A 19,189-nucleotide genomic window follows, 5' to 3' on the forward strand; every position below is an offset into this window, starting at 1 on the left:
TTAAGCTCCAGAGTCAACTGACGAGCGGCCAAGCATGCGCTTTAGCGTATCGTCTTTATCGATGAAATGATGTTTAAGGGCGGCAAGCCCGTGCAGCACGGACAGGATAACCACGCTCCATGCCAGCCAGAGGTGAATCACCCCGGCAATATCGGCCTGTGATCCCGCATCGGCAAGCGTTGCCGGGACATCAAAAATGCCAAAAACGCTTATCGGTTTACCCTCTGCTGTCGAAATGAGATAGCCGCTGATCAGAAGAGCGAAGAGCAGCGCATAAAGCGTAATATGCGCGGCAACAGCGCTGATACGGGTAAATTTACTGTGGGTCTTTGGCGCGGCAGGCGGCGGTGAAATGTGTCGCCAGATCACGCGAATAACCAGCCCCATCATCAGCAGCACGCCGATGCTCTTATGCAGCTCCGGGGCCTGGTGATACCAGCCATCGTAATAGCTGAGCGTCACCATCCAGAGGCCAAGTCCGAACATGGCATAGACCGCAATAGCAAATATCCAGTGCAAGCTTATGGATATTATTCCATAGCGCCGGGAGGTGTTACGCAATTGCATCAGGATTACCATTATCAAATAAACAGAGCAGTAAAAATGAACGGGAAGGAATGATATTGCAACTGAAATAAGTCGATATTGATTTTTATTTTATTTATTTCAGCGGTTTTGAAAATGATCCGCAAAGGTAATTCAATGTCTTCGTGCAAGACTTAACAAAGGGCTAATTGAGGAATTGTTCTAACTTAAGCAAATATAAAGTAATGTCAATAAATGTCAGGCAGGCTTTCAGTAAAATACAATGTAAATAAAATCAATGATGGCCAGCAGCGCCCACAATAAGATATAGAGCATCAAATGCTCACGAATATTATTGATGAGAAAACCCACAACTTTGCGCATAGCGCCCCGCAAACCGTTACAAGAAGAGGGGCTCCGGAACGTCCGAAGCCCGTGGTGGATTATCCGTTAAAACGTGAAAGAGAGAAGGGCTTCAGATCAAACTGCGGTGTAATACCCTGGGCAAACTGCGCGGCAATTTCACCCAGAACCGACGCGAACTTAAAGCCGTGACCGCTCAGACCGGTGATGAGCAATGTGTTCTCATGCCCGGGCAGCGTATCGATAATAAAGTCTTCGTCCGGCGTGTTGTCGTAGGTGCATGCCGCGCCATAGAGTAAGCCACCGACGCCCGGCAGAATATTTCGCAGGAACGAGAAGGCTTCAGAGCCATCCTGTGAGTAGGCGCCAAACGGTTTACGTTCTTCAGGAGAGGAGATAATTTGTCCCCCATTGTGTTTCCCGATTTTGAGCGCGTCTTTATCCGAAGGGAAGCCGTAGAACTGATCGCCGTTGGGTAACTCGCCGGTGAACGCCGGGAATTTATTCTGCGTACTGTAACGGCCATCAGACTGGAACCAGGAGAAGACCTTGCGCACCGGCTGTACGGGCAGGTCTGGCAGCAGACGGGTTACCCAGGTACCTGCACTGATGAGCAATCGGGAGGCCGTGTACTCTCCGTCCAGGGTTGTCACCGTGACGCCGTCAGCGTCATGCTTAATGGCCTCGACCGGACAATTGAAAAGCTGGGCGCAGCCTGCTTTCGCGGCCAGCGCTATCCAGGTTTTTATTGCTGTTTCGCAATGCAGCACGCCGGAATGGGCTTCAAAGAGACCAACATAATCGTCCGGGACGGTGATTTCCGGCCAGCGTGACATGATCCCCGCCGCGTCGAGCTTCTCAACGTCCAGGTTAAATGTCTTCGCGCTGTGTTCGACGTTGGCGAGAAAATCAGAGCGGGCAGGACCAAGGTTAATGATGCCCGTGCGTTCGAAAATGCGCTCCTCAGTCTGTTTAGCCAGTTCGTCCCAGAGCGCTTGCGCGCGAAGTACCAGAGGGACATAGCGCTCGCCTTCACCATAGGCGTGACGAATGAGGCGAGTATCGCCATGATGGCTTCCCTCTGAATGAGGGGGAAGATGGGCATCTATCATCAGAACCTTGAGGCCAGCCTGGGTGGCATAATATCCGGCGGCAGAACCAACGGAGCCGCTACCAATAATAATCAGATCATATTTCATGGGCATCTCTTAAACTAACGCTTTGTTAGCAGAGTAATTAACATCGGGGGCTTATACAAGGGAGAAATAAATAAGGCACCCCGAGGGTGCCTGTAGAGTGAAAAGTGGGCTAAACGCTAATGCCGTTTATACTCATTTTCCTGGTAGTCGCCAGATTCTATTTTTGCGATGCCTGCTTCCAAAATAGAAATAAACTGACGGGCGACGTCTGTCGTAAGCCACAGCGTCTGTCCAACTTCCGCTTCTTCACGGTTCAGCTGATTTGGGGTCTGGTAGTGCAAACGCAGCATCAGTGCATCGTAGCTGTCTACGGTACTGATATCCCAGCCAACGAGTGGGTGGGTCTGGATGACTTCGCTATTCTTTTCCATTATAACCCCCATAATGCGTGTTAGAAGACAACGACTTCGAGGTTCAATGCATGTTTTTCTGAAGCAACTTCAGTATACAAGTAATAAGGGTTCCTAAGGGAAAAATAAACAGCTAGCAACACATTTTTCTGCTTTTTAGGATTGTTCGAACAATAAAACACCATGTTGTTCACGATTTTTAAAGAAGTTGCCGAATTAATTTGAACTTTCTGGATTTTCAGGCGAAAAAAAGCCGGGGCGACCCGGCAAAAAAACACAATGAGGGAGCAGGGTTAATCTGTGATGAACCAGTCGTCGGCGCTTTCCCACGTTTCCTGCAGGATTTCGGTGATACGCGCTTTATCTTCTTTCGCGCCGCCAATGACGGAGAGGTTGTTTGCGGCCGCATAACGCACCGTTACGGCACCGTCGTTTTCGGGAAAGGTGTTGTTAATACGACGGGATAATTCGCCTGCAAGCGCATCAAGCGCGCCGGCAGGCAGAACAGTAGTTTTGGCTATGGTGACTTCAATACGCATAAATGCCCCCTGTGTAATATACTGTTTATTTATACAGGTATATTATCGGTTTGACAACAAGGGGCACTGATTTTTTAGCGTTTTACCGTCCAGCGAACGGTTTCACCTGCCAGGAATGGGATCAGCGTGTCATCGGTCAGTGGAATGGCTTCCTCAACCTGGCTCTCTTTACGTTCCAGCTCAATGAAGGTCTCATTGACCGGCAACCCATAAAAACGGGGGCCATTGAGTGAGCAGAACGCCTCGAAATGCGGCAGGGCATTCATCTCTTCAAACACGGTTGCATAGCTGGCGAGAGCGGTTGGGGCATTAAAGCAGCCCGCACAGCCGCAGCTTGCTTCTTTGCGATGACGCGCATGAGGTGCGGAATCCGTGCCCAGAAACGCGCGGGAGAAACCGCTGGCAACCAGTTCGCGCAGCGCCTGCTGGTGAATGTTACGCTTGAGGATCGGCAGGCAGTACAGATGCGGACGTACACCGCCAACCAGCATGTGGTTACGGTTAAACATCAAATGCTGTGGCGTGATGGTGGCGGCGATAAGCTCGTTACCGTCGCGGACATACTCAGCGGCATCTTTGGTGGTGATGTGCTCGAAGACCACTTTGAGCGCGGGAAGGCGCTGACGCAGGGGCTCCATCACGGAGTCGATAAAACGGGCTTCACGGTCAAAGATGTCGATCTCGGCATGCGTGACTTCACCGTGAACCAGCAGCGGCATACCCAGTTTCTGCATGCGCTCCAGTACCGGCATGATGGCATCAATGCTGGTAACGCCGTGGCTGGAGTTGGTGGTGGCATTGGCCGGGTAAAGTTTCGCAGCGGTGAATACGCCTTCGTTAAACCCGCGTTCCACTTCGTTTGGATCCAGGGAATCGGTCAGGTAGCAGGTCATCAGCGGGGTGAAATCATGGCCCGCCGGGACGGCATCCAGAATGCGCTGGCGATACGCCATTGCGGCATCGACGGTGGTGACTGGTGGCACCAGGTTAGGCATGACAATCGCGCGGCCATAAATTTCGCTGGTATAAGGCACGACGGTTTTGAGCATATCGCCATCGCGCAGATGGATATGCCAGTCGTCAGGGCGGCGGATTTTAAGAACCTGGGGTTGTGCAGTCATGGAAGCTCCGGCTTGTCAGGAATCAGTCATTCGGATGGCTGTTTTTGCCGGACACAAATCATAAGCGGAAACGTTTTCGTTTGCACACTTTTCCGTAAAAAAAAGGGCGCCTCGGCGCCCTACGGGTTAATCAGTGAAGGGAATAATGATTTCTCCCGGTTTCACCTCTATCCCTTTAGCATACTTTTTCGCAAGCGCTTCACCCTTGCTCTTGTCTTCACTTAAGACATAGGCTGGCTGCTGATTAAAATAGTTACGCAGAGACTGATTCAGATAAGGCATCAGGGTTTGCAGCACAGATTTCATCTTGTCCGGCGTGACTTCCGCATCGACAACTTCCATCTCCTGCAGGTAAATAGCCCCTTTCTCTTTGTTAAAGACCGGCAGCGCTTTCAGCTTCAGCTTGATATTGGCTTTCTGGTTGCCGAAGAGGGAGGTCATATCGAGGTTTGCATCCCCGTTCAGCGTTACTTTGTTTGGCTCTTCACGTCCTATCTGGCTGGTCAGGTTACTGAGGACGATATGCGCATCGGCAAGCCCGGGCACGCCGATGTCTTTTGAAAAGTTGTTATGTTTTTCCAGCGCCTGATTAATTTCCTGTTCACTGACGGTGTATTGCGTAAGCTGGTTACAGCCCACCAGCAGACCGCTGACAATGAATGCAGCGGCAATGACAATTTTCTTCATAGTGTTCCTCAACGAAAAATCGGCGCTTCTGTCCTGTTACGTCAGTATGTCAGTGTGAAATGGCAGAAACCAGCAGAAAAAACTGAGAAGTGAGGCGGGAGCGACCTCCCGCCAGAGGGAAGGGCTACGCGCCCGGTTCGAGCATGCCGCTTGCGCTGCGCTTCTGGCTGAACTGCCACCAGAGGGCCAGCAGCGTCATAAAGCCCACCGCGCCGAGCATCATCCACGGCAGTTCCGGTTGATTCAGCGCTTTGCCTGCATCAAACAGCCAGCCGCCGCCGGCGTAACCCAAAGCCCCACCAAAGGCCAGACCGAGTCGGCTGAACCCCATATAGCTGCCGCGGGCACGCGCATCTGCAAGCGAGGCGCTCAGCGTCTCACGAGCCGGCTCGGCGATGATAGAGCCGATATAGAAGGTGCAAATCAGCGTAAACAGCTGCTGGAGAGAATTCACCAGACCGATGGGCATCATGCTCAGCGTCATTAAAAACAGCCCGGCCATCAGACGATGCTCCAGGCGAAAACGCCGTTCGCTCCAGCGGGCAATCGGATAGAGCAGCGTCAGCGAAAGCGCGGCTTCGATGGCGTACATCCATTTCACGGCGGCCGGGGTTCCCGCAATATCATTGACCATGATAGGCAGCATCAGCATCACCTGCACGGCAAGCATGTAGTAACCCGTCAGGGTCAATACGTAGGTGACAAAACGTTTGTCGTGCAGGACGCGGCCCAGCCCTTCGCGTACCGGCGCTTTCACCGTCGACAATTTCCATGCTGGCAGATACAGGCCATTAAAGAGGGCGCACAGAATAAAGAGCACCGCGCCAGCCGCGCAGACCAGACGGAAATCGTACTGCAGCAACCAGCTCCCCAGAAGCGCGCCAATTACCGCGCCCGCGCTGTCCTGCATCATCAAAATCGAGAAGAAACGTCCGCGGTGCTGCGGGCGAATTAACTTCACCACCAGCGCGGTACGCGGCGGGTCAAACAGGGTTCCGCCGATCCCGGAGAGAAAGCAGGAGAACCACAGAAGCCAGGGCTCATGGGCAACCGCCATCGTGGCAAAGCCTGCCGCACGCAGCAGCATACCGGTCACAATCATCGGTTTCGCGCCGAAGCGGTCAGCAATGGCGCCGCCAAACACCCCAAGGCCTTGCTGGACAAACTGGCGTAAACCCAACGCGATGCCAACCATCAGCGCCGCCCAGCCCATCTGATCGACAAAGCGGATCGAGATAAGAGGAAACACGACAAAAAAGCCGAGCACGACCAGCATGTTATCGACTAGCAGGAAATATTTACCCAGGCTCCTCGCCTGTGATACGCGGGACATTTTCCCTCCAGGGAAAACAGGATGGTGAGCACGCTAACATTCTGCGGGGTTACTGCGCGTTTTCCCACCCCTGGGCGTGACAATATTTTTTTATCAAAAGAGCGCTTTGATAGAGAGTTCTCATCGAAAAATGTGAAAAGAGGTCAAAATGGTATGTCACTGTTTTCACAGACGGCGCAGGCACAGGTATAGTAAAGCTAATGGGTCAGCAGAAGTGACGGGAAGGAGTGGTATCGATGTTTGGCTATCGCAGTAATGTGCCAAAAGTGCGTCTGACAACGGACAGGCTGGTCGTTCGTCTGGTGCATGAGCGTGATGCCTGGCGTCTGGCGGATTATTACGCCGAGAATCGCCAGTTTTTAAAACCCTGGGAACCCGTTCGGGATGAGAGCCATTGTTACCCATCCGGCTGGCAGGCGCGCCTCAGTATGATTGCGGAATTTCATAAGCAGGGAAGTGCGTTTTATTTTGCGCTGCTGGATCCTGAAGAAAAAGAGATCATCGGCATCGCCAACTTTTCAAACGTCGTGCGCGGATCGTTTCACGCCTGCTACCTCGGCTACTCCATCGGTCAGAAATGGCAGGGGCAGGGGCTGATGTATGAAGCATTAACGGTGGCGATCCGTTATATGCAACGCACGCAACATATCCATCGTATTATGGCGAACTATATGCCGCATAATCAGCGCAGCGGTAATTTGCTGGCGCGTTTAGGGTTTGAGAAAGAGGGTTACGCCAAAGACTATCTGCTGATAGATGGAGAATGGCGCGACCATGTCCTCACGGCATTAACCACCCGGGACTGGACAGCGGGTCGCTAAGGAGAAGAGATGAAATATCAGTTAAGCGGTGCAGAAGCGCGCGTCGTCGGATGCCTGCTGGAAAAACAGGTCACGACGCCGGAGCAATATCCGCTCTCTGTCAACGCCGTCATGATGGCCTGCAACCAAAAGACCAACCGCGAGCCGGTAATGAACCTCAGCGAGCATGACGTTCAGGATGTGCTGGATGAACTGGTGAAACGCCATTATCTGCGCACCGTCAGCGGCTTCGGAAACCGCGTCACCAAGTACGAACAACGTTTTTGTAATTCCGAATTCGGCGACCTGAAGTTAAGCGCCGCGGAAGTGGCGGTGATCACGACTCTTTTACTGCGCGGGGCACAGACTCCCGGCGAGCTGCGCACGCGGGCTTCCCGTATGCATGAGTTTGCGGATATGCAGGAAGTGGAACAAACCCTGGAAGGGCTTGCAACCCGTGAGGATGGCCCTTACGTGGTGCGTCTGGCACGCGAACCGGGCAAGCGTGAGAGCCGCTATATGCATCTCTTCAGTGGCGAAGTGGATACCGCGACGCTGGCAACGGAACAAGAGTCCACTGTTGTCAGCGGCAGCCTGACGGCGCGCGTGGACGCGCTGGAAGAGGAGGTCGCTGGGCTGAAACAGCGCCTGGACGCACTGCTGGCACATTTGGGAGATTAACAGTGAAAAAATTACGTGTAGGCGTGGTGGGGCTTGGCGGTATTGCGCAAAAAGCCTGGTTACCGGTATTAGGCGCGGCAACGGACTGGACGCTTCAGGGCGCGTGGTCACCTACCCGCGAGAAGGCTGAACGCATCTGCGCAACCTGGCGGATACCTTACGCCGCTTCGCTGTCTGATCTTGCCCGCGAGTGCGATGCGGTATTTGTGCATACCTCAACGGCAACACACTATCAGGTGGTCAGCGAACTGCTGAATGCCGGTGTTCACGTCTGTGTGGATAAGCCCCTGGCGGAGAACGTTCAGGATGCCGAGCGACTGATAGAGCTGGCGGCACGCAAGAACCTGACGCTGATGGTGGGCTTTAACCGCCGCTTCGCTCCGCTTTATCAGCAGCTGAAGTCACAGCCGGGCGCGCTGGCCTCCCTGAGGATGGATAAACACCGTACCGACAGCGTCGGGCCAAGCGATCTGCGCTTTACGCTTCTCGATGATTATCTGCACGTGGTGGACACGGCGCTCTGGCTGACAAACGGCCAGGCTCAGCTGAAAAGCGGGACCCTGATGACCAACGATCTGGGCGAGATGGTCTACGCCGAGCACCACTTTGCGCTGGAACATCTGCAGGTGACCACCAGCATGCATCGTCGTGCGGGCAGTCAGCAGGAGTTTGTCCAGGCCGTCACTGACGGTGCGCTGTATGACATCACCGACATGCGGGAGTGGCGTGAAGAGAAGGGCAACGGTGTGGTCACGCTTCCGGCGCCTGGCTGGCAGAGCACTCTGGAGCAACGCGGCTTCGCGGGATGCGCCCGTCACTTCATTAGCTGCGTGCAAAATCAGACGGTTCCGGAAACCGCCGGTGAACAGGCCATCATGGCGCAACGCATCGTGGAACGGCTCTGGCGAGAGGCCATGAGTGAATAACCCTCTGTAACATCTGCCGATAGTAATTCCCTTAAATCCGGGTAGACTAAGCGCCGATTGTTGGTTTCGCCGGGAGGCTTTTCGCCTACCCGGCCTGCAAATCCGAAGGCCTGCGCAAGCGCAACGCCGTCGGGCATTCATTACGCCTGCTCTGCAGGCGTTTTGCCGTATGGTTGTGGAAATTCACATTAATGAACTTATTAAAATCGCTGGCAGCCGTCAGCTCGATGACCATGTTTTCTCGCGTACTGGGTTTTGCGCGCGATGCCATTGTGGCAAGGGTTTTTGGTGCTGGGATGGCAACGGACGCCTTTTTCGTCGCGTTCAAACTGCCGAATTTATTGCGCCGTATTTTTGCTGAGGGGGCTTTCTCGCAGGCCTTCGTTCCAATTCTGGCGGAATATAAAAGCAAGCAGGGCGAAGATGCTACGCGGGTGTTTGTCGCCTACGTCTCCGGGCTGCTGACGCTGGCGCTGGCTATTGTGACAGTCCTGGGGATGCTGGCTGCGCCCTGGGTGATTATGGTGACCGCGCCGGGGTTTGCCGACACCGCTGATAAATTTGCGCTTACCACCCAGCTGCTGCGCATTACCTTTCCTTATATTCTGCTGATCTCACTGGCCTCGCTGGTGGGGGCAATCCTCAATACCTGGAACCGCTTCTCCGTTCCGGCGTTTGCGCCGACGTTTTTGAATGTCAGCATGATTGGCTTTGCCCTGTTTGCCGCACCGCATTTCAACCCGCCGGTACTGGCGCTGGCCTGGGCGGTGACCGTGGGCGGCGTCCTGCAGCTGGCATATCAGCTGCCGCATCTGAAGAAAATTGGCATGCTGGTTCTGCCGCGCATTAATTTCCGTGATGCTGGCGCAATGCGCGTCATGAAGCAGATGGGACCTGCAATCCTCGGGGTTTCTGTCAGCCAGATCTCACTTATCATCAATACCATCTTTGCCTCTTTCCTGGTGTCCGGTTCGGTCTCCTGGATGTACTATGCTGACCGTCTGATGGAGTTTCCTTCTGGCGTACTGGGCGTCGCGCTGGGGACGATTCTGCTGCCGTCGCTCTCTAAAAGCTTTGCCAGCGGCAACCATGATGAGTATTGCCGCCTGATGGACTGGGGCTTACGCCTCTGTTTCCTGCTGGCACTGCCAAGCGCGGTGGCGCTGGGGATCCTCGCGAAACCGCTGACCGTCTCGCTGTTCCAGTACGGTAAATTTTCAGCCCATGATGCGTCCATGACTCAGCAGGCGCTGGTGGCGTACTCGGTGGGATTGATGGGGCTGATTGTTGTTAAAGTGCTGGCACCAGGGTTCTACTCCCGTCAGAACATTAAAACGCCGGTGAAGATTGCCCTGGTGACGCTGGTGATGACCCAGTTGATGAACCTGGCGTTTATTGGCCCGCTGAAGCACGCGGGGCTGGCTCTGTCTATTGGTCTGGCGGCCTGTCTGAATGCCGGGCTGTTGTACTGGCAGCTGCGTAAGCAGGATATCTTCACGCCGCAGCCGGGCTGGGCGAGTTTCCTTGTGCGACTGGTTATCGCGGTGCTGGTGATGGCAGCGGCGTTGCTCGGCATGATGCACGTGATGCCGGAGTGGTCGCTCGGCACCATGCCTTATCGTCTGCTGCGACTGATGGCCGTGGTGGGTGTTGGGGTTGTGGCTTACTTTGCCACCCTCGCCGTGTTGGGCTTCAAAGTGAAAGAGTTTGCCCGCCGTACGGCATAAACGCCAAAAGGGGAGTTCACCTTATGGTGCTCCCCACTGCTTGATTTGTCGCTTATGCTTCAAATCGAAATCTTTTTCCCGCCCGTAATACGTGCCGTCGCTGTCTGCCCATCCGCACCGTACAGCCCGGTTTCTTTATGCGGTTTTAACACCTCAAGCGCTTGCTGATTACGCTCTATCTGACCTTCAAGCAGCCAGCCGTTATGCTGGTTGAGATCGCGAAGGTGCTGGGTTTTTTCTGTAATAGTCTGCCAGCGCTCAACGATATCGTCGTTAGCACTGCGCTTAGGATCCTGCTCAGCGCGACGTTGCTGCTCAAGGTAATCCAGCGTCGCCAGAAGCGAGCTTTTGTCTTCAGTAATACGCTGCAACGCGCTGCCGTTGATGTGACCGGAAGAGAGGTGCTGTTGCTCAGCGTCCATTACCGTTTTCAGGTCGTTCAGGACAACCGTCATTTGATCCAGTATTTCTGACAGTCGACTCATACGGTTAGTTACTCTGTAAGAAACTCTGCGCTTCCTGAATCAGGGCGTCAGCAATTTTGCTGGTGTCCATTTTCAGCTCGCCGTTACGAATAGCCGTTTTCAGCGCTTCAACGCGTTCCATGTTGATATCGTTGCCGCCTGGCTGCATCAGTTTTGCCTGGGCATCGCTCAGGGTTACGCTGGTGCTGTTAGACGTTGACGGTTTTTCCAGACGCGTTTTCTGCGGCGTAGCGTCATTCGTTTCGCGAGGTTGTACAGCGCTTACCGGCTTCAGGGCTGATGTACGATCAATGCTCATAGTGTTGTCCTCATCGAGGGTTCGCGGCGTTGGCGCCTGACATCATCATTAGTTGAATATTTATCGGCAGCTGCAGCGAAATCTTTAAAAAGATTATAGGTTAATCAGAATATTCCCATCAGAATCGACGGTTCCGCTAACCACCTGCCCTGAAGACATTCTGACGCGGGCATTTTGCGCTACCGCGGCATTGTTTAACGCTTTCCCTTCACTGTTGATACTGAAGCCATCTCCATTGGCCACCACCAACACCTGTTGACCCGCCTTGACGCGCCACGCCTGGCGCAGCATCGACAGCTGTATCGGCTGGCCCGGTGCGACATCACGCAGGCTGACGGCGTCCTGCGCCTGGTTAATTTCAAGCATTGTCCGTGGCGGCAGCTGATCCAGACGGCCGCGCTTCAACGTCACGCTGTTGGCCTGCAGTGCGGTACCCCGGGCAATGGGGACAGCGGCGACAACATAATTGCCTGTCGCCTGGACTGCAACCTGTAAATACCGTTTTTCGTTGGCGCAGCGTGCCAGCACGTTCACGTTCCCCCACAGTCTGGTGGTGCCGGTCACGGTAAATGACGGCTGCTCACAGGAGGGATACAGATTTGGTGGCGTGCGTACCGTGACGACAACTTCATCGCTAAAGCCCGCCAGCTTCTGGGCAAAAAAGGTGTTTAGCTGATCCTGTAAACCATCCGCCTGCACCAGGGGGCTAAAAAGCAAGAAAGTTGCCATCAGGCCACGTTTTAACGTTTGCATCGCAAGTTCCACCGTTTCCAGAATTGAGTGAATTCTACCTGCAGTGGTTTTTCATCAACGCAATAAATAGCGACGCATTTTGCGCTTATTCCGTCGATAAGGCGGATGGGTTGAGATTTAAGCTGTGAACTGAAATTTTGCCATCAGCGGAGGAGACATGCTCGATAAACTCGACGCCGCGTTACGTTTTCAGCAGGAAGCGCTCAATTTACGTGCCCAGCGGCAGGAAATTTTAGCCGCCAATATCGCTAACGCCGATACGCCAGGGTATCAGGCGCGCGATATTGATTTTTCCAGTGAGCTTAAAAAAGTGATGGAGCGTGGACGCGCAGAAGGGAGCGGTGTCGCGCTCGCGCTGACCTCCTCACGCCATATTCCCGCTCAGACGATGACCGCACCAACGACCGATTTGCTTTATCGCATTCCCGACCAGCCTTCACTCGACGGTAACACCGTGGACATGGACCGGGAACGTACACAGTTTGCCGATAACAGCCTGAAATACCAGACAGGCCTGACCGTTCTCGGCGGACAAATCAAAGGCATGATGAACGTCCTGCAGGGGGGCAACTGATAAATGGCCTTGCTGAATATTTTTGATATCGCCGGCTCGGCGCTTACCGCGCAGTCCAAACGTCTGAACGTAGCCGCCAGTAACCTGGCGAACGCCGACAGCGTGACCGGACCAGACGGTCAGCCTTATCGTGCGAAACAGGTCGTCTTTCAGGTCGATGCGGCGCCAGGCGCGGCCACCGGCGGTGTGAAAGTCTCTGATGTGGTTGAGAGCCAGGCACCGGACAAGCTGGTGTATGAGCCTGGCAACCCGCTGGCGGATGCGAACGGTTACGTAAAAATGCCTAACGTGGATGTGGTGGGTGAGATGGTGAACTCCATGTCGGCGTCACGCAGTTACCAGGCAAACGTCGAAGTGCTTAATACCGTGAAGAGCATGATGCTCAAAACACTCACTCTCGGCCAGTAAAGGAGACATGCATGTCCATCGCCGTAAATGTGAATGATCCCACGAACTCAGGTGTTAATGGCGCCAAAAGTTCGACGGGTTCCAACGCCCTGACGGGCAGTAACGCGTCCGATCTGCAGAGCAGCTTTCTGACGCTGCTGGTGGCGCAGCTGAAGAACCAGGATCCCACCAATCCGATGCAGAACAACGAGCTGACCACGCAACTGGCACAGATCAGTACCGTCAGCGGCATTGAAAAACTCAACACCACCCTTGGCTCCGTTTCCGGTCAGATTGACAACAGCCAGTCTCTGCAGGCTGCGAATCTGATTGGTCATGGGGTGATGATCCCGGGGACCACGATCCTTGCTGGCACCAGCACTACCGAGGGGACGTCAACCACGACCACCACGCCGTTTGGCGTTGAGCTGCAGCAGCCGGCTGACAAAGTGACTGCGACGATCAGCGATGCGAGCGGGGCAGTGGTACGCACCATTGACATTGGTGAGCTGAAGGCAGGCGTACACACCTTTACCTGGGACGGCAGCCTGACCGACGGCACGAAAGCACCAAACGGTTCTTACAAAGTGGCGATCAGCGCCAGCAACGGAACCACCCAACTGGTGGCGCAGCCGCTGCAGTTCGCGCTGGTTCAGGGCGTGATTAAAGGCGCCGGCGGTAACAAACTGGATTTGGGTACCTCGGGTACCACCACGCTCGACGAAGTTCGGCAGATTATCTAAGCCTTAACACTTATCAGGAGTAAGTCATGGCCTTTTCTCAAGCGGTCAGCGGCCTGAATGCTGCGGCCACCAACCTGGATGTCATTGGCAACAACATCGCCAACTCCGCGACCTATGGTTTTAAATCCGGTTCTGCCTCATTTGCAGATATGTTTGCCGGTTCCAAAGTGGGTCTGGGCGTGAAAGTTGCGGGCATCACTCAGGACTTTACCGACGGTACGACGACCAACACTGGTCGTGGTCTGGACGTTGCCATCAGCCAGAACGGTTTCTTCCGTATGGTCGATTCCAACGGCTCTGTGTTCTACAGCCGTAACGGTCAGTTCAAACTGGACGAAAACCGTAACCTGGTGAACATGCAGGGTCTGCAATTAACCGGTTATCCTGTTGCGGGTACCCCGCCAACGGTTCAGACCGGCGCTAACCCGCAGGCGATCAATATCCCAACGACCTTGATGGCGGCGAAATCCACCACCACCGCGTCCCAGCAGATCAACCTGAACTCCACTGACACCGCGCCAACCACGGCCTTTGATCCGACCAACCCTGACAGCTACAACAAAAAAGGGACGGTGACGGTCTTTGACAGCCAGGGTAATGCGCACAACATGAACCTGTTTTACGTTAAAGACGCGACTCCGGCAAACTCCTGGAAAGTCTATGCCCAGGACGGCAGCGTTGCAGGAAGCACGCCATCCCTGGCGACCACGCTGACCTTCAACACCAGCGGCGTACTGACCGGCGGCGGCAGCATCAATATCACTACCGGCACCGTTCCAGGTGCAACGCCAGCCACGTTTGCGATGAGCTTCGCCAATTCCATGCAGCAGAACACCGGCGCCAATAACATCGTGGCAACCAACCAGAACGGTTACAAACCGGGTGACCTGGTGAGCTACCAGATCAACGACGACGGCACCGTGGTGGGTAACTACTCCAACGAACAGACCCAGGCCCTGGGCCAGATCGTGCTGGCTAACTTCGCTAACAACGAAGGTCTGAAGTCTGAAGGCGATAACGTCTGGTCTGCCACCCAGTCTTCTGGCGTGGCGCTGCTGGGTACCGCGGGCTCCGGTAACTTCGGTACGCTGACCAACGGTGCGCTGGAAGCGTCTAACGTGGATCTGAGTAAAGAGCTGGTGAACATGATCGTCGCGCAACGTAACTATCAGTCGAACGCGCAGACCATCAAAACCCAGGATCAGATCCTCAACACGCTGGTTAACCTGCGTTAAGCGGCTGACAGGAAAGCGCAATGGATCACGCAATATATACCGCGATGGGCGCGGCAAGCCAGACGCTCAATCAGCAGGCTGTTACTGCCAGCAACCTGGCAAACGCCTCTACACCGGGCTTTCGTGCGCAGCTTAATGCGCTGCGTGCGGTCCCGGTGGAAGGGCTCTCCCTGCCGACGCGTACGCTGGTCACGGCCTCTACGCCGGGTGCGGATATGACGCCAGGGCAGATGGATTACACCTCACGCCCGCTGGACGTTGCCCTGCAACAGGACGGCTGGCTGGCGGTGCAGACCGCTGACGGCGGTGAAGGATATACCCGTAACGGTAACATCCAGGTGAGTGCCACGGGCCAGCTGACGATTCAGGGTCATCCGGTAATGGGTGAAGCGGGTCCGCTGACGGTGCCGGAAGGGTCTGAGCTGACTATCGCGGCCGACGGGACCATTTCGGCATTGAACCCGGGCGATCCGGCCAATACCGTTGCGCCCGTAGGGCGTCTGAAGCTGGTGAAGGCGGAAGGCAAAGAGGTGCAGCGTGGCGATGACGGGATGTTCCGTCTGACCCAGGCGACCCAGGCCACTCGGGGGGCCACGTTACAGGCCGATCCGAGCATCCGCGTGATGTCCGGCGTTCTGGAAGGCAGTAACGTCAAGCCGGTCGAAGCGATGACCGACATGATCGCCAGTGCCCGTCGTTTTGAAATGCAGATGAAGATTATCAGCAGCGTTGATGAGAACGCGGGCAAGGCTAACCAACTTCTGGCTATGAGTTAACAGGACTCCTTATGATCAGTTCTTTATGGATCGCGAAAACTGGCCTGGACGCGCAGCAAACCAACATGGATGTGATTGCCAACAACCTGGCAAACGTCAGCACCAATGGTTTCAAGCGTCAGCGTGCCGTTTTCGAAGATTTGCTTTATCAAACCATCCGCCAGCCGGGAGCGCAGTCTTCTGAACAAACGACGCTGCCATCCGGCCTGCAGATTGGTACCGGTGTTCGTCCGGTAGCCACCGAGCGTCTGCATAGCCAGGGCAACCTGTCTCAGACCAACAACAGCAAAGACGTGGCAATCAAAGGCCAGGGGTTCTTCCAGGTGCAGTTGCCTGACGGTACTTCTGCCTATACCCGCGACGGATCGTTCCAGGTCGATCAGAATGGTCAGCTGGTGACGGCGGGTGGTTTCCAGGTTCAGCCTGCGATTACCATCCCGGCGAATGCCCTGAGTATTACTATCGGGCGTGACGGCGTGGTGAGTGTGACGCAGCAGGGGCAGGCCGCACCTGTTCAGGTTGGACAGCTGAACCTAACCACCTTCATGAACGACACCGGTCTGGAAAGCATTGGTGAGAACCTCTACACCGAAACGCAATCCTCCGGTACGCCAAATGAAAGCACCCCGGGCCTCAACGGTGCGGGTCTGTTGTATCAGGGTTATGTGGAAACCTCGAACGTGAACGTTGCGGAAGAGCTGGTGAATATGATCCAGGTCCAGCGCGCGTATGAAATTAACAGTAAAGCAGTGTCGACGACCGACCAGATGCTGCAGAAACTAACGCAACTCTAAGGTGTAGCCCGGTGCGGTCAACGCCGCGCCGGCTCCCTGTTTTCGAAGATGAAGGCAATGCAAAAAAACGCGGCGTTTCGTTATCCGATACTGACTGTTCTGGCTGTCACCCTCAGCGGGTGTGCCTTGATCCCGTCTAAACCTTTAGTGCAGGGTGCGACTACCGCCCAACCCGTTCCTGGCCCGGCGCCAGTGGTGAACGGCTCCATTTTCCAGACCGCGCAGCCAATCAATTATGGCTATCAACCGCTGTTTGAAGATCGCCGCCCGCGTAATGTCGGCGATACGTTGACCATTGTGCTGCAGGAAAACGTCAGCGCGAGCAAGAGCTCGTCGGCGAATGCCAGCCGCGATGGCAAAACCAATTTCGGTTTCGATACCGTTCCACGCTATCTGCAGGGCCTGTTCGGCAATGCGCGTGCTGATGTCGAGGCCTCTGGCGGCAATACCTTTAACGGTAAAGGTGGCGCGAATGCCAGCAATACCTTTAGCGGCACGCTGACGGTGACGGTTGACCAGGTCCTGGTTAACGGCAATTTACACGTTGTGGGTGAAAAACAGATCGCCATCAATCAGGGCACTGAGTTCATTCGTTTCTCGGGCGTGGTTAATCCTCGCACCATCAGCGGCACCAACACCGTTCCGTCCACCCAGGTGGCGGATGCGCGCATCGAGTACGTCGGTAACGGCTACATCAATGAAGCGCAAAATATGGGTTGGCTGCAGCGTTTCTTCCTTAACTTATCGCCGATGTAAGCGAGGTGACCCATGTTTAAATCGATCTTCGCCGTGGCGCTGGCGCTGGTGGCAACGTTTGCCCAGGCTGACCGTATTCGCGATCTCACCAGCGTTCAGGGCGTGCGCGAAAACTCGCTGATTGGCTATGGCCTGGTGGTGGGTCTGGACGGAACGGGCGACCAGACCACCCAGACGCCATTCACGACTCAAAGTTTGAACAACATGCTTTCCCAGCTCGGTATTACCGTCCCGGCGGGAACCAACATGCAGCTGAAAAACGTGGCCGCGGTCATGGTCACCGCCTCCTACCCGGCGTTCGCGCGCCAGGGTCAGACGATTGATGTCGTGGTCTCGTCAATGGGTAACGCCAAAAGCCTGCGTGGCGGCACGCTGCTGATGACTCCGCTGAAAGGGGTCGACAGCCAGGTTTATGCGCTGGCGCAGGGGAACATTCTGGTCGGCGGTGCCGGCGCGTCTGCGGGCGGCAGCAGTGTGCAGGTGAACCAGCTGAACGGCGGGCGTATCACCAATGGTGCGATCATTGAGCGTGAACTGCCGACCCAGTTTGGCGCAGGCAACACCATTAACCTGCAGCTGAATAATGAAGACTTCACGATGGCGCAGCAGATTGCCGACACCATCAACCGTAGCCGCGGCTACGGCAGCGCCACGGCACTGGATGCCCGTACCGTGCAGATCCGCACCTCTACCGGCAGCAGCAACCAGGTCCGTATGCTGGCTGATATCCAGAATATGGAAGTGAATGTTCCGGTTCAGGATGCCAAAGTGATTATCAACTCGCGCACCGGTTCGGTCGTAATGAACCGCGAAGTGTCGCTCGACAGCTGTGCCGTGGCGCAGGGTAACCTCTCCGTGACGGTCAACCGCTCCGCCAACGTCAGTCAGCCTGATACCCCGTTCGGGGGTGGCCAGACCGTGGTGACGCCACAAACGCAGATTGATTTGCGCCAGAGCGGTGGATCGCTGCAGAGCGTACGCTCCAGCGCGAACCTCAATAGCGTGGTTCGGGCCCTGAATGCCCTGGGGGCGACGCCGATGGATCTGATGTCGATTCTGCAATCCATGCAAAGCGCGGGCTGTCTGCGCGCCAAACTGGAAATCATCTGATGCTGACCGATAGCAAGCTGTTGACCGGTGCTGCCTGGGATGCCCAGTCGCTCAACGAACTGAAAACCAAAGCAGGTAAGGACCCGGCGGCGAATATCCGCCCGGTCGCCCGCCAGGTGGAAGGGATGTTTGTACAGATGATGCTGAAAAGCATGCGTGAAACCCTGCCGAAAGACGGGATGTTCAGCAGTGATTCAACCCGTCTTTACACCAGCATGTATGACCAGCAGATTGCGCAGCAGATGACCGCCGGGAAAGGACTCGGTCTGGCTGATATGATTGTCAAACAGACCGAAGCCGCGCAGGGCATCCAGCCGGATGATAAGCCACAGCAGGTGCCGATGAAGTTCGACCTGCAAACGGTGACCAGTTATCAGAATCAGGCCCTGACGCAGATGGTGCGCAAAGCCGTACCGAAGGCCACGAGTACCAGCGATGAGCCACTTTCTGGCGACAGCAAAGACTTCCTGGCGCAGCTCTCGCTGCCGGCACGTCTTGCCAGTGAACAGAGCGGCGTGCCTCACCACCTGATCCTCGCGCAGGCGGCGCTGGAGTCCGGCTGGGGTCAGCGGCAGATCCGTAAAGAAAACGGCGATCCGAGCTTTAACATCTTCGGCGTGAAGGCCACGTCGAGCTGGAAGGGGCCGACCACCGAGATCACCACCACTGAATATGAAAACGGTGCGGCGGTGAAGGTTAAAGCCAAATTCCGCGTCTATAGCTCCTATCTGGAAGCCTTATCCGACTATGTGGGCCTGTTGAGCCGAAATCCGCGTTACACCGCCGTTACACAGGCGGCAACCGCGGAGCAGGGCGCTCAGGCACTGCAGAACGCGGGCTACGCCACCGATCCGAACTATGCGCGTAAGCTCACCAGCATGATTCAGCAGCTGAAATCGATGGGCGAGAAGGTCAGTAAAGCCTATAGCACAGATATCGAAAATCTGTTCTGAAAGTTCTCAAGTCCCGGTGGAGGCTGCCGATAACCTTCATCAGGACTCGTGTCTGAACGTATAAAAGGAACCCC

Annotated in this window: 24 protein-coding genes; 13 read left to right on the plus strand and 11 right to left on the minus strand. The window is 55.3% G+C overall.

Annotation, left to right across the window (positions count from 1 at the left end):
* From HV340_RS08225 to mdtH, 8 genes are all read right to left on the minus strand, one after another.
* Complete coding sequence (locus HV340_RS08225) at positions 1–567, minus strand: cytochrome b (protein ID WP_032670551.1); 567 nt, start codon at positions 565–567, stop codon at positions 1–3.
* A 228-nt stretch (positions 568–795) separates the two neighbouring features.
* Positions 796–909, minus strand: a complete 114-nt coding sequence (locus tag HV340_RS08230) for a DUF2770 family protein (protein WP_032670549.1) — start codon at positions 907–909, stop codon at positions 796–798.
* 59 nt (positions 910–968) lie between these two features.
* On the minus strand, positions 969–2,087 hold the full coding sequence (gene solA, locus HV340_RS08235; RefSeq protein ID WP_181216433.1) for an N-methyl-L-tryptophan oxidase: 1,119 nt from the start codon (positions 2,085–2,087) through the stop codon (positions 969–971).
* Between the two features lie 116 nt (positions 2,088–2,203).
* A complete protein-coding gene (gene bssS / locus HV340_RS08240) occupies positions 2,204–2,458 on the minus strand; it encodes a biofilm formation regulator BssS (protein ID WP_008500827.1) in 255 nt (84 codons plus the stop codon).
* Between the two features lie 272 nt (positions 2,459–2,730).
* Complete coding sequence (gene dinI / locus HV340_RS08245) at positions 2,731–2,976, minus strand: DNA damage-inducible protein I (protein WP_020884687.1); 246 nt, start codon at positions 2,974–2,976, stop codon at positions 2,731–2,733.
* 74 nt (positions 2,977–3,050) lie between these two features.
* Entirely contained in the window at positions 3,051–4,097 is a 1,047-nt protein-coding gene (gene pyrC, locus HV340_RS08250) for a dihydroorotase (RefSeq protein ID WP_020884686.1), read from the minus strand.
* 126 nt (positions 4,098–4,223) lie between these two features.
* Positions 4,224–4,784, minus strand: a complete 561-nt coding sequence (locus HV340_RS08255; protein ID WP_020884685.1) for a lipoprotein — start codon at positions 4,782–4,784, stop codon at positions 4,224–4,226.
* A gap of 124 nt (positions 4,785–4,908) precedes the next feature.
* Entirely contained in the window at positions 4,909–6,117 is a 1,209-nt protein-coding gene (gene mdtH / locus HV340_RS08260; protein WP_014169547.1) for a multidrug efflux MFS transporter MdtH, read from the minus strand.
* Between the two features lie 236 nt (positions 6,118–6,353).
* Here mdtH and rimJ point away from each other — a divergent pair, with 236 nt between their 5' ends.
* The 4 genes from rimJ (at position 6,354) to murJ (ending at position 10,251) form a co-directional block, all read left to right on the plus strand.
* Entirely contained in the window at positions 6,354–6,938 is a 585-nt protein-coding gene (rimJ, locus tag HV340_RS08265; protein ID WP_013097146.1) for a ribosomal protein S5-alanine N-acetyltransferase, read from the plus strand.
* 9 nt (positions 6,939–6,947) lie between these two features.
* The gene (locus HV340_RS08270) at positions 6,948–7,598 is read left to right on the plus strand and encodes a YceH family protein (protein WP_020884684.1); all 651 of its coding nucleotides are present in this window, start codon (positions 6,948–6,950) and stop codon (positions 7,596–7,598) included.
* A gap of 2 nt (positions 7,599–7,600) precedes the next feature.
* Positions 7,601–8,524 carry a Gfo/Idh/MocA family oxidoreductase gene (locus HV340_RS08275; protein WP_181216434.1) on the plus strand — a complete coding sequence of 308 codons (924 nt, stop codon included), beginning with the start codon at positions 7,601–7,603 and terminating at the stop codon, positions 8,522–8,524.
* A gap of 191 nt (positions 8,525–8,715) precedes the next feature.
* On the plus strand, positions 8,716–10,251 hold the full coding sequence (gene murJ / locus HV340_RS08280; RefSeq protein ID WP_020884681.1) for a murein biosynthesis integral membrane protein MurJ: 1,536 nt from the start codon (positions 8,716–8,718) through the stop codon (positions 10,249–10,251).
* Positions 10,252–10,310: 59 nt separating this feature from the next.
* On the opposite strand, the gene flgN is transcribed toward murJ, so the two are convergent.
* The 3 genes from flgN to flgA form a co-directional block, all read right to left on the minus strand.
* Positions 10,311–10,736: a flagella biosynthesis chaperone FlgN gene (gene flgN / locus HV340_RS08285; RefSeq protein WP_025204463.1), complete on the minus strand. Its 426-nt coding sequence runs from the start codon at positions 10,734–10,736 to the stop codon at positions 10,311–10,313.
* A 4-nt stretch (positions 10,737–10,740) separates the two neighbouring features.
* Entirely contained in the window at positions 10,741–11,034 is a 294-nt protein-coding gene (gene flgM, locus HV340_RS08290; RefSeq protein ID WP_014169554.1) for a flagellar biosynthesis anti-sigma factor FlgM, read from the minus strand.
* A gap of 93 nt (positions 11,035–11,127) precedes the next feature.
* The gene (gene flgA, locus HV340_RS08295; RefSeq protein ID WP_032677870.1) at positions 11,128–11,787 is read right to left on the minus strand and encodes a flagellar basal body P-ring formation chaperone FlgA; all 660 of its coding nucleotides are present in this window, start codon (positions 11,785–11,787) and stop codon (positions 11,128–11,130) included.
* A 157-nt stretch (positions 11,788–11,944) separates the two neighbouring features.
* Here flgA and flgB point away from each other — a divergent pair, with 157 nt between their 5' ends.
* Genes flgB through flgJ form a run of 9 tightly spaced genes read left to right on the plus strand, consistent with a single transcriptional unit; the run spans position 11,945 to position 19,115 of the window.
* Entirely contained in the window at positions 11,945–12,361 is a 417-nt protein-coding gene (gene flgB / locus HV340_RS08300) for a flagellar basal body rod protein FlgB (protein WP_014169556.1), read from the plus strand.
* Between the two features lie 3 nt (positions 12,362–12,364).
* The gene (gene flgC / locus HV340_RS08305) at positions 12,365–12,769 is read left to right on the plus strand and encodes a flagellar basal body rod protein FlgC (protein WP_013097138.1); all 405 of its coding nucleotides are present in this window, start codon (positions 12,365–12,367) and stop codon (positions 12,767–12,769) included.
* 11 nt (positions 12,770–12,780) lie between these two features.
* Positions 12,781–13,491, plus strand: a complete 711-nt coding sequence (gene flgD / locus HV340_RS08310; protein WP_020884678.1) for a flagellar hook assembly protein FlgD — start codon at positions 12,781–12,783, stop codon at positions 13,489–13,491.
* A 26-nt stretch (positions 13,492–13,517) separates the two neighbouring features.
* The gene (flgE, locus tag HV340_RS08315; RefSeq protein WP_014169558.1) at positions 13,518–14,726 is read left to right on the plus strand and encodes a flagellar hook protein FlgE; all 1,209 of its coding nucleotides are present in this window, start codon (positions 13,518–13,520) and stop codon (positions 14,724–14,726) included.
* 20 nt (positions 14,727–14,746) lie between these two features.
* The gene (locus HV340_RS08320) at positions 14,747–15,502 is read left to right on the plus strand and encodes a flagellar basal body rod protein FlgF (protein WP_014169559.1); all 756 of its coding nucleotides are present in this window, start codon (positions 14,747–14,749) and stop codon (positions 15,500–15,502) included.
* A gap of 11 nt (positions 15,503–15,513) precedes the next feature.
* Entirely contained in the window at positions 15,514–16,296 is a 783-nt protein-coding gene (gene flgG, locus HV340_RS08325; protein WP_008500810.1) for a flagellar basal-body rod protein FlgG, read from the plus strand.
* Positions 16,297–16,353: 57 nt separating this feature from the next.
* Positions 16,354–17,052, plus strand: a complete 699-nt coding sequence (gene flgH / locus HV340_RS08330; protein ID WP_023311139.1) for a flagellar basal body L-ring protein FlgH — start codon at positions 16,354–16,356, stop codon at positions 17,050–17,052.
* Positions 17,053–17,064: 12 nt separating this feature from the next.
* Positions 17,065–18,162, plus strand: coding sequence for a flagellar basal body P-ring protein FlgI (locus HV340_RS08335; RefSeq protein WP_014169561.1), 1,098 nt, complete (start codon positions 17,065–17,067; stop codon positions 18,160–18,162).
* The gene (flgJ, locus tag HV340_RS08340; RefSeq protein ID WP_014169562.1) at positions 18,162–19,115 is read left to right on the plus strand and encodes a flagellar assembly peptidoglycan hydrolase FlgJ; all 954 of its coding nucleotides are present in this window, start codon (positions 18,162–18,164) and stop codon (positions 19,113–19,115) included. Before HV340_RS08335 ends, flgJ begins: the two co-directional genes overlap by 1 nt.
* Positions 19,116–19,189: the final 74 nt, after the last annotated feature.

Origin of the sequence: Enterobacter sp. RHBSTW-00975 (genome assembly GCF_013615235.1) — a bacterium.
Classification (GTDB): Bacteria; Pseudomonadota; Gammaproteobacteria; order Enterobacterales; family Enterobacteriaceae; genus Enterobacter; species Enterobacter ludwigii.

What these genes read in the sequence shown, in the direction of transcription:
- HV340_RS08270 (WP_020884684.1), top strand. Translation starts at nt 6,948, where the DNA reads ATGAAATATCAGTTAAGCGGTGCAGAAGCGCGCGTCGTCGGATGCCTG.
- flgE (WP_014169558.1), top strand. Translation starts at nt 13,518, where the DNA reads ATGGCCTTTTCTCAAGCGGTCAGCGGCCTGAATGCTGCGGCCACCAAC.
- flgD (WP_020884678.1), top strand. Translation starts at nt 12,781, where the DNA reads ATGTCCATCGCCGTAAATGTGAATGATCCCACGAACTCAGGTGTTAAT.
- flgJ (WP_014169562.1), top strand. Translation starts at nt 18,162, where the DNA reads ATGCTGACCGATAGCAAGCTGTTGACCGGTGCTGCCTGGGATGCCCAG.
- rimJ (WP_013097146.1), top strand. Translation starts at nt 6,354, where the DNA reads ATGTTTGGCTATCGCAGTAATGTGCCAAAAGTGCGTCTGACAACGGAC.
- dinI (WP_020884687.1), bottom strand. Translation starts at nt 2,976, where the DNA reads ATGCGTATTGAAGTCACCATAGCCAAAACTACTGTTCTGCCTGCCGGC.
- HV340_RS08225 (WP_032670551.1), bottom strand. Translation starts at nt 567, where the DNA reads ATGCAATTGCGTAACACCTCCCGGCGCTATGGAATAATATCCATAAGC.
- flgB (WP_014169556.1), top strand. Translation starts at nt 11,945, where the DNA reads ATGCTCGATAAACTCGACGCCGCGTTACGTTTTCAGCAGGAAGCGCTC.
- mdtH (WP_014169547.1), bottom strand. Translation starts at nt 6,117, where the DNA reads ATGTCCCGCGTATCACAGGCGAGGAGCCTGGGTAAATATTTCCTGCTA.
- flgG (WP_008500810.1), top strand. Translation starts at nt 15,514, where the DNA reads ATGATCAGTTCTTTATGGATCGCGAAAACTGGCCTGGACGCGCAGCAA.
- solA (WP_181216433.1), bottom strand. Translation starts at nt 2,087, where the DNA reads ATGAAATATGATCTGATTATTATTGGTAGCGGCTCCGTTGGTTCTGCC.
- flgN (WP_025204463.1), bottom strand. Translation starts at nt 10,736, where the DNA reads ATGAGTCGACTGTCAGAAATACTGGATCAAATGACGGTTGTCCTGAAC.
- HV340_RS08230 (WP_032670549.1), bottom strand. Translation starts at nt 909, where the DNA reads ATGCGCAAAGTTGTGGGTTTTCTCATCAATAATATTCGTGAGCATTTG.
- flgH (WP_023311139.1), top strand. Translation starts at nt 16,354, where the DNA reads ATGCAAAAAAACGCGGCGTTTCGTTATCCGATACTGACTGTTCTGGCT.
- HV340_RS08255 (WP_020884685.1), bottom strand. Translation starts at nt 4,784, where the DNA reads ATGAAGAAAATTGTCATTGCCGCTGCATTCATTGTCAGCGGTCTGCTG.
- flgC (WP_013097138.1), top strand. Translation starts at nt 12,365, where the DNA reads ATGGCCTTGCTGAATATTTTTGATATCGCCGGCTCGGCGCTTACCGCG.
- HV340_RS08320 (WP_014169559.1), top strand. Translation starts at nt 14,747, where the DNA reads ATGGATCACGCAATATATACCGCGATGGGCGCGGCAAGCCAGACGCTC.
- bssS (WP_008500827.1), bottom strand. Translation starts at nt 2,458, where the DNA reads ATGGAAAAGAATAGCGAAGTCATCCAGACCCACCCACTCGTTGGCTGG.
- flgM (WP_014169554.1), bottom strand. Translation starts at nt 11,034, where the DNA reads ATGAGCATTGATCGTACATCAGCCCTGAAGCCGGTAAGCGCTGTACAA.
- HV340_RS08335 (WP_014169561.1), top strand. Translation starts at nt 17,065, where the DNA reads ATGTTTAAATCGATCTTCGCCGTGGCGCTGGCGCTGGTGGCAACGTTT.
- pyrC (WP_020884686.1), bottom strand. Translation starts at nt 4,097, where the DNA reads ATGACTGCACAACCCCAGGTTCTTAAAATCCGCCGCCCTGACGACTGG.
- murJ (WP_020884681.1), top strand. Translation starts at nt 8,716, where the DNA reads ATGAACTTATTAAAATCGCTGGCAGCCGTCAGCTCGATGACCATGTTT.
- flgA (WP_032677870.1), bottom strand. Translation starts at nt 11,787, where the DNA reads ATGCAAACGTTAAAACGTGGCCTGATGGCAACTTTCTTGCTTTTTAGC.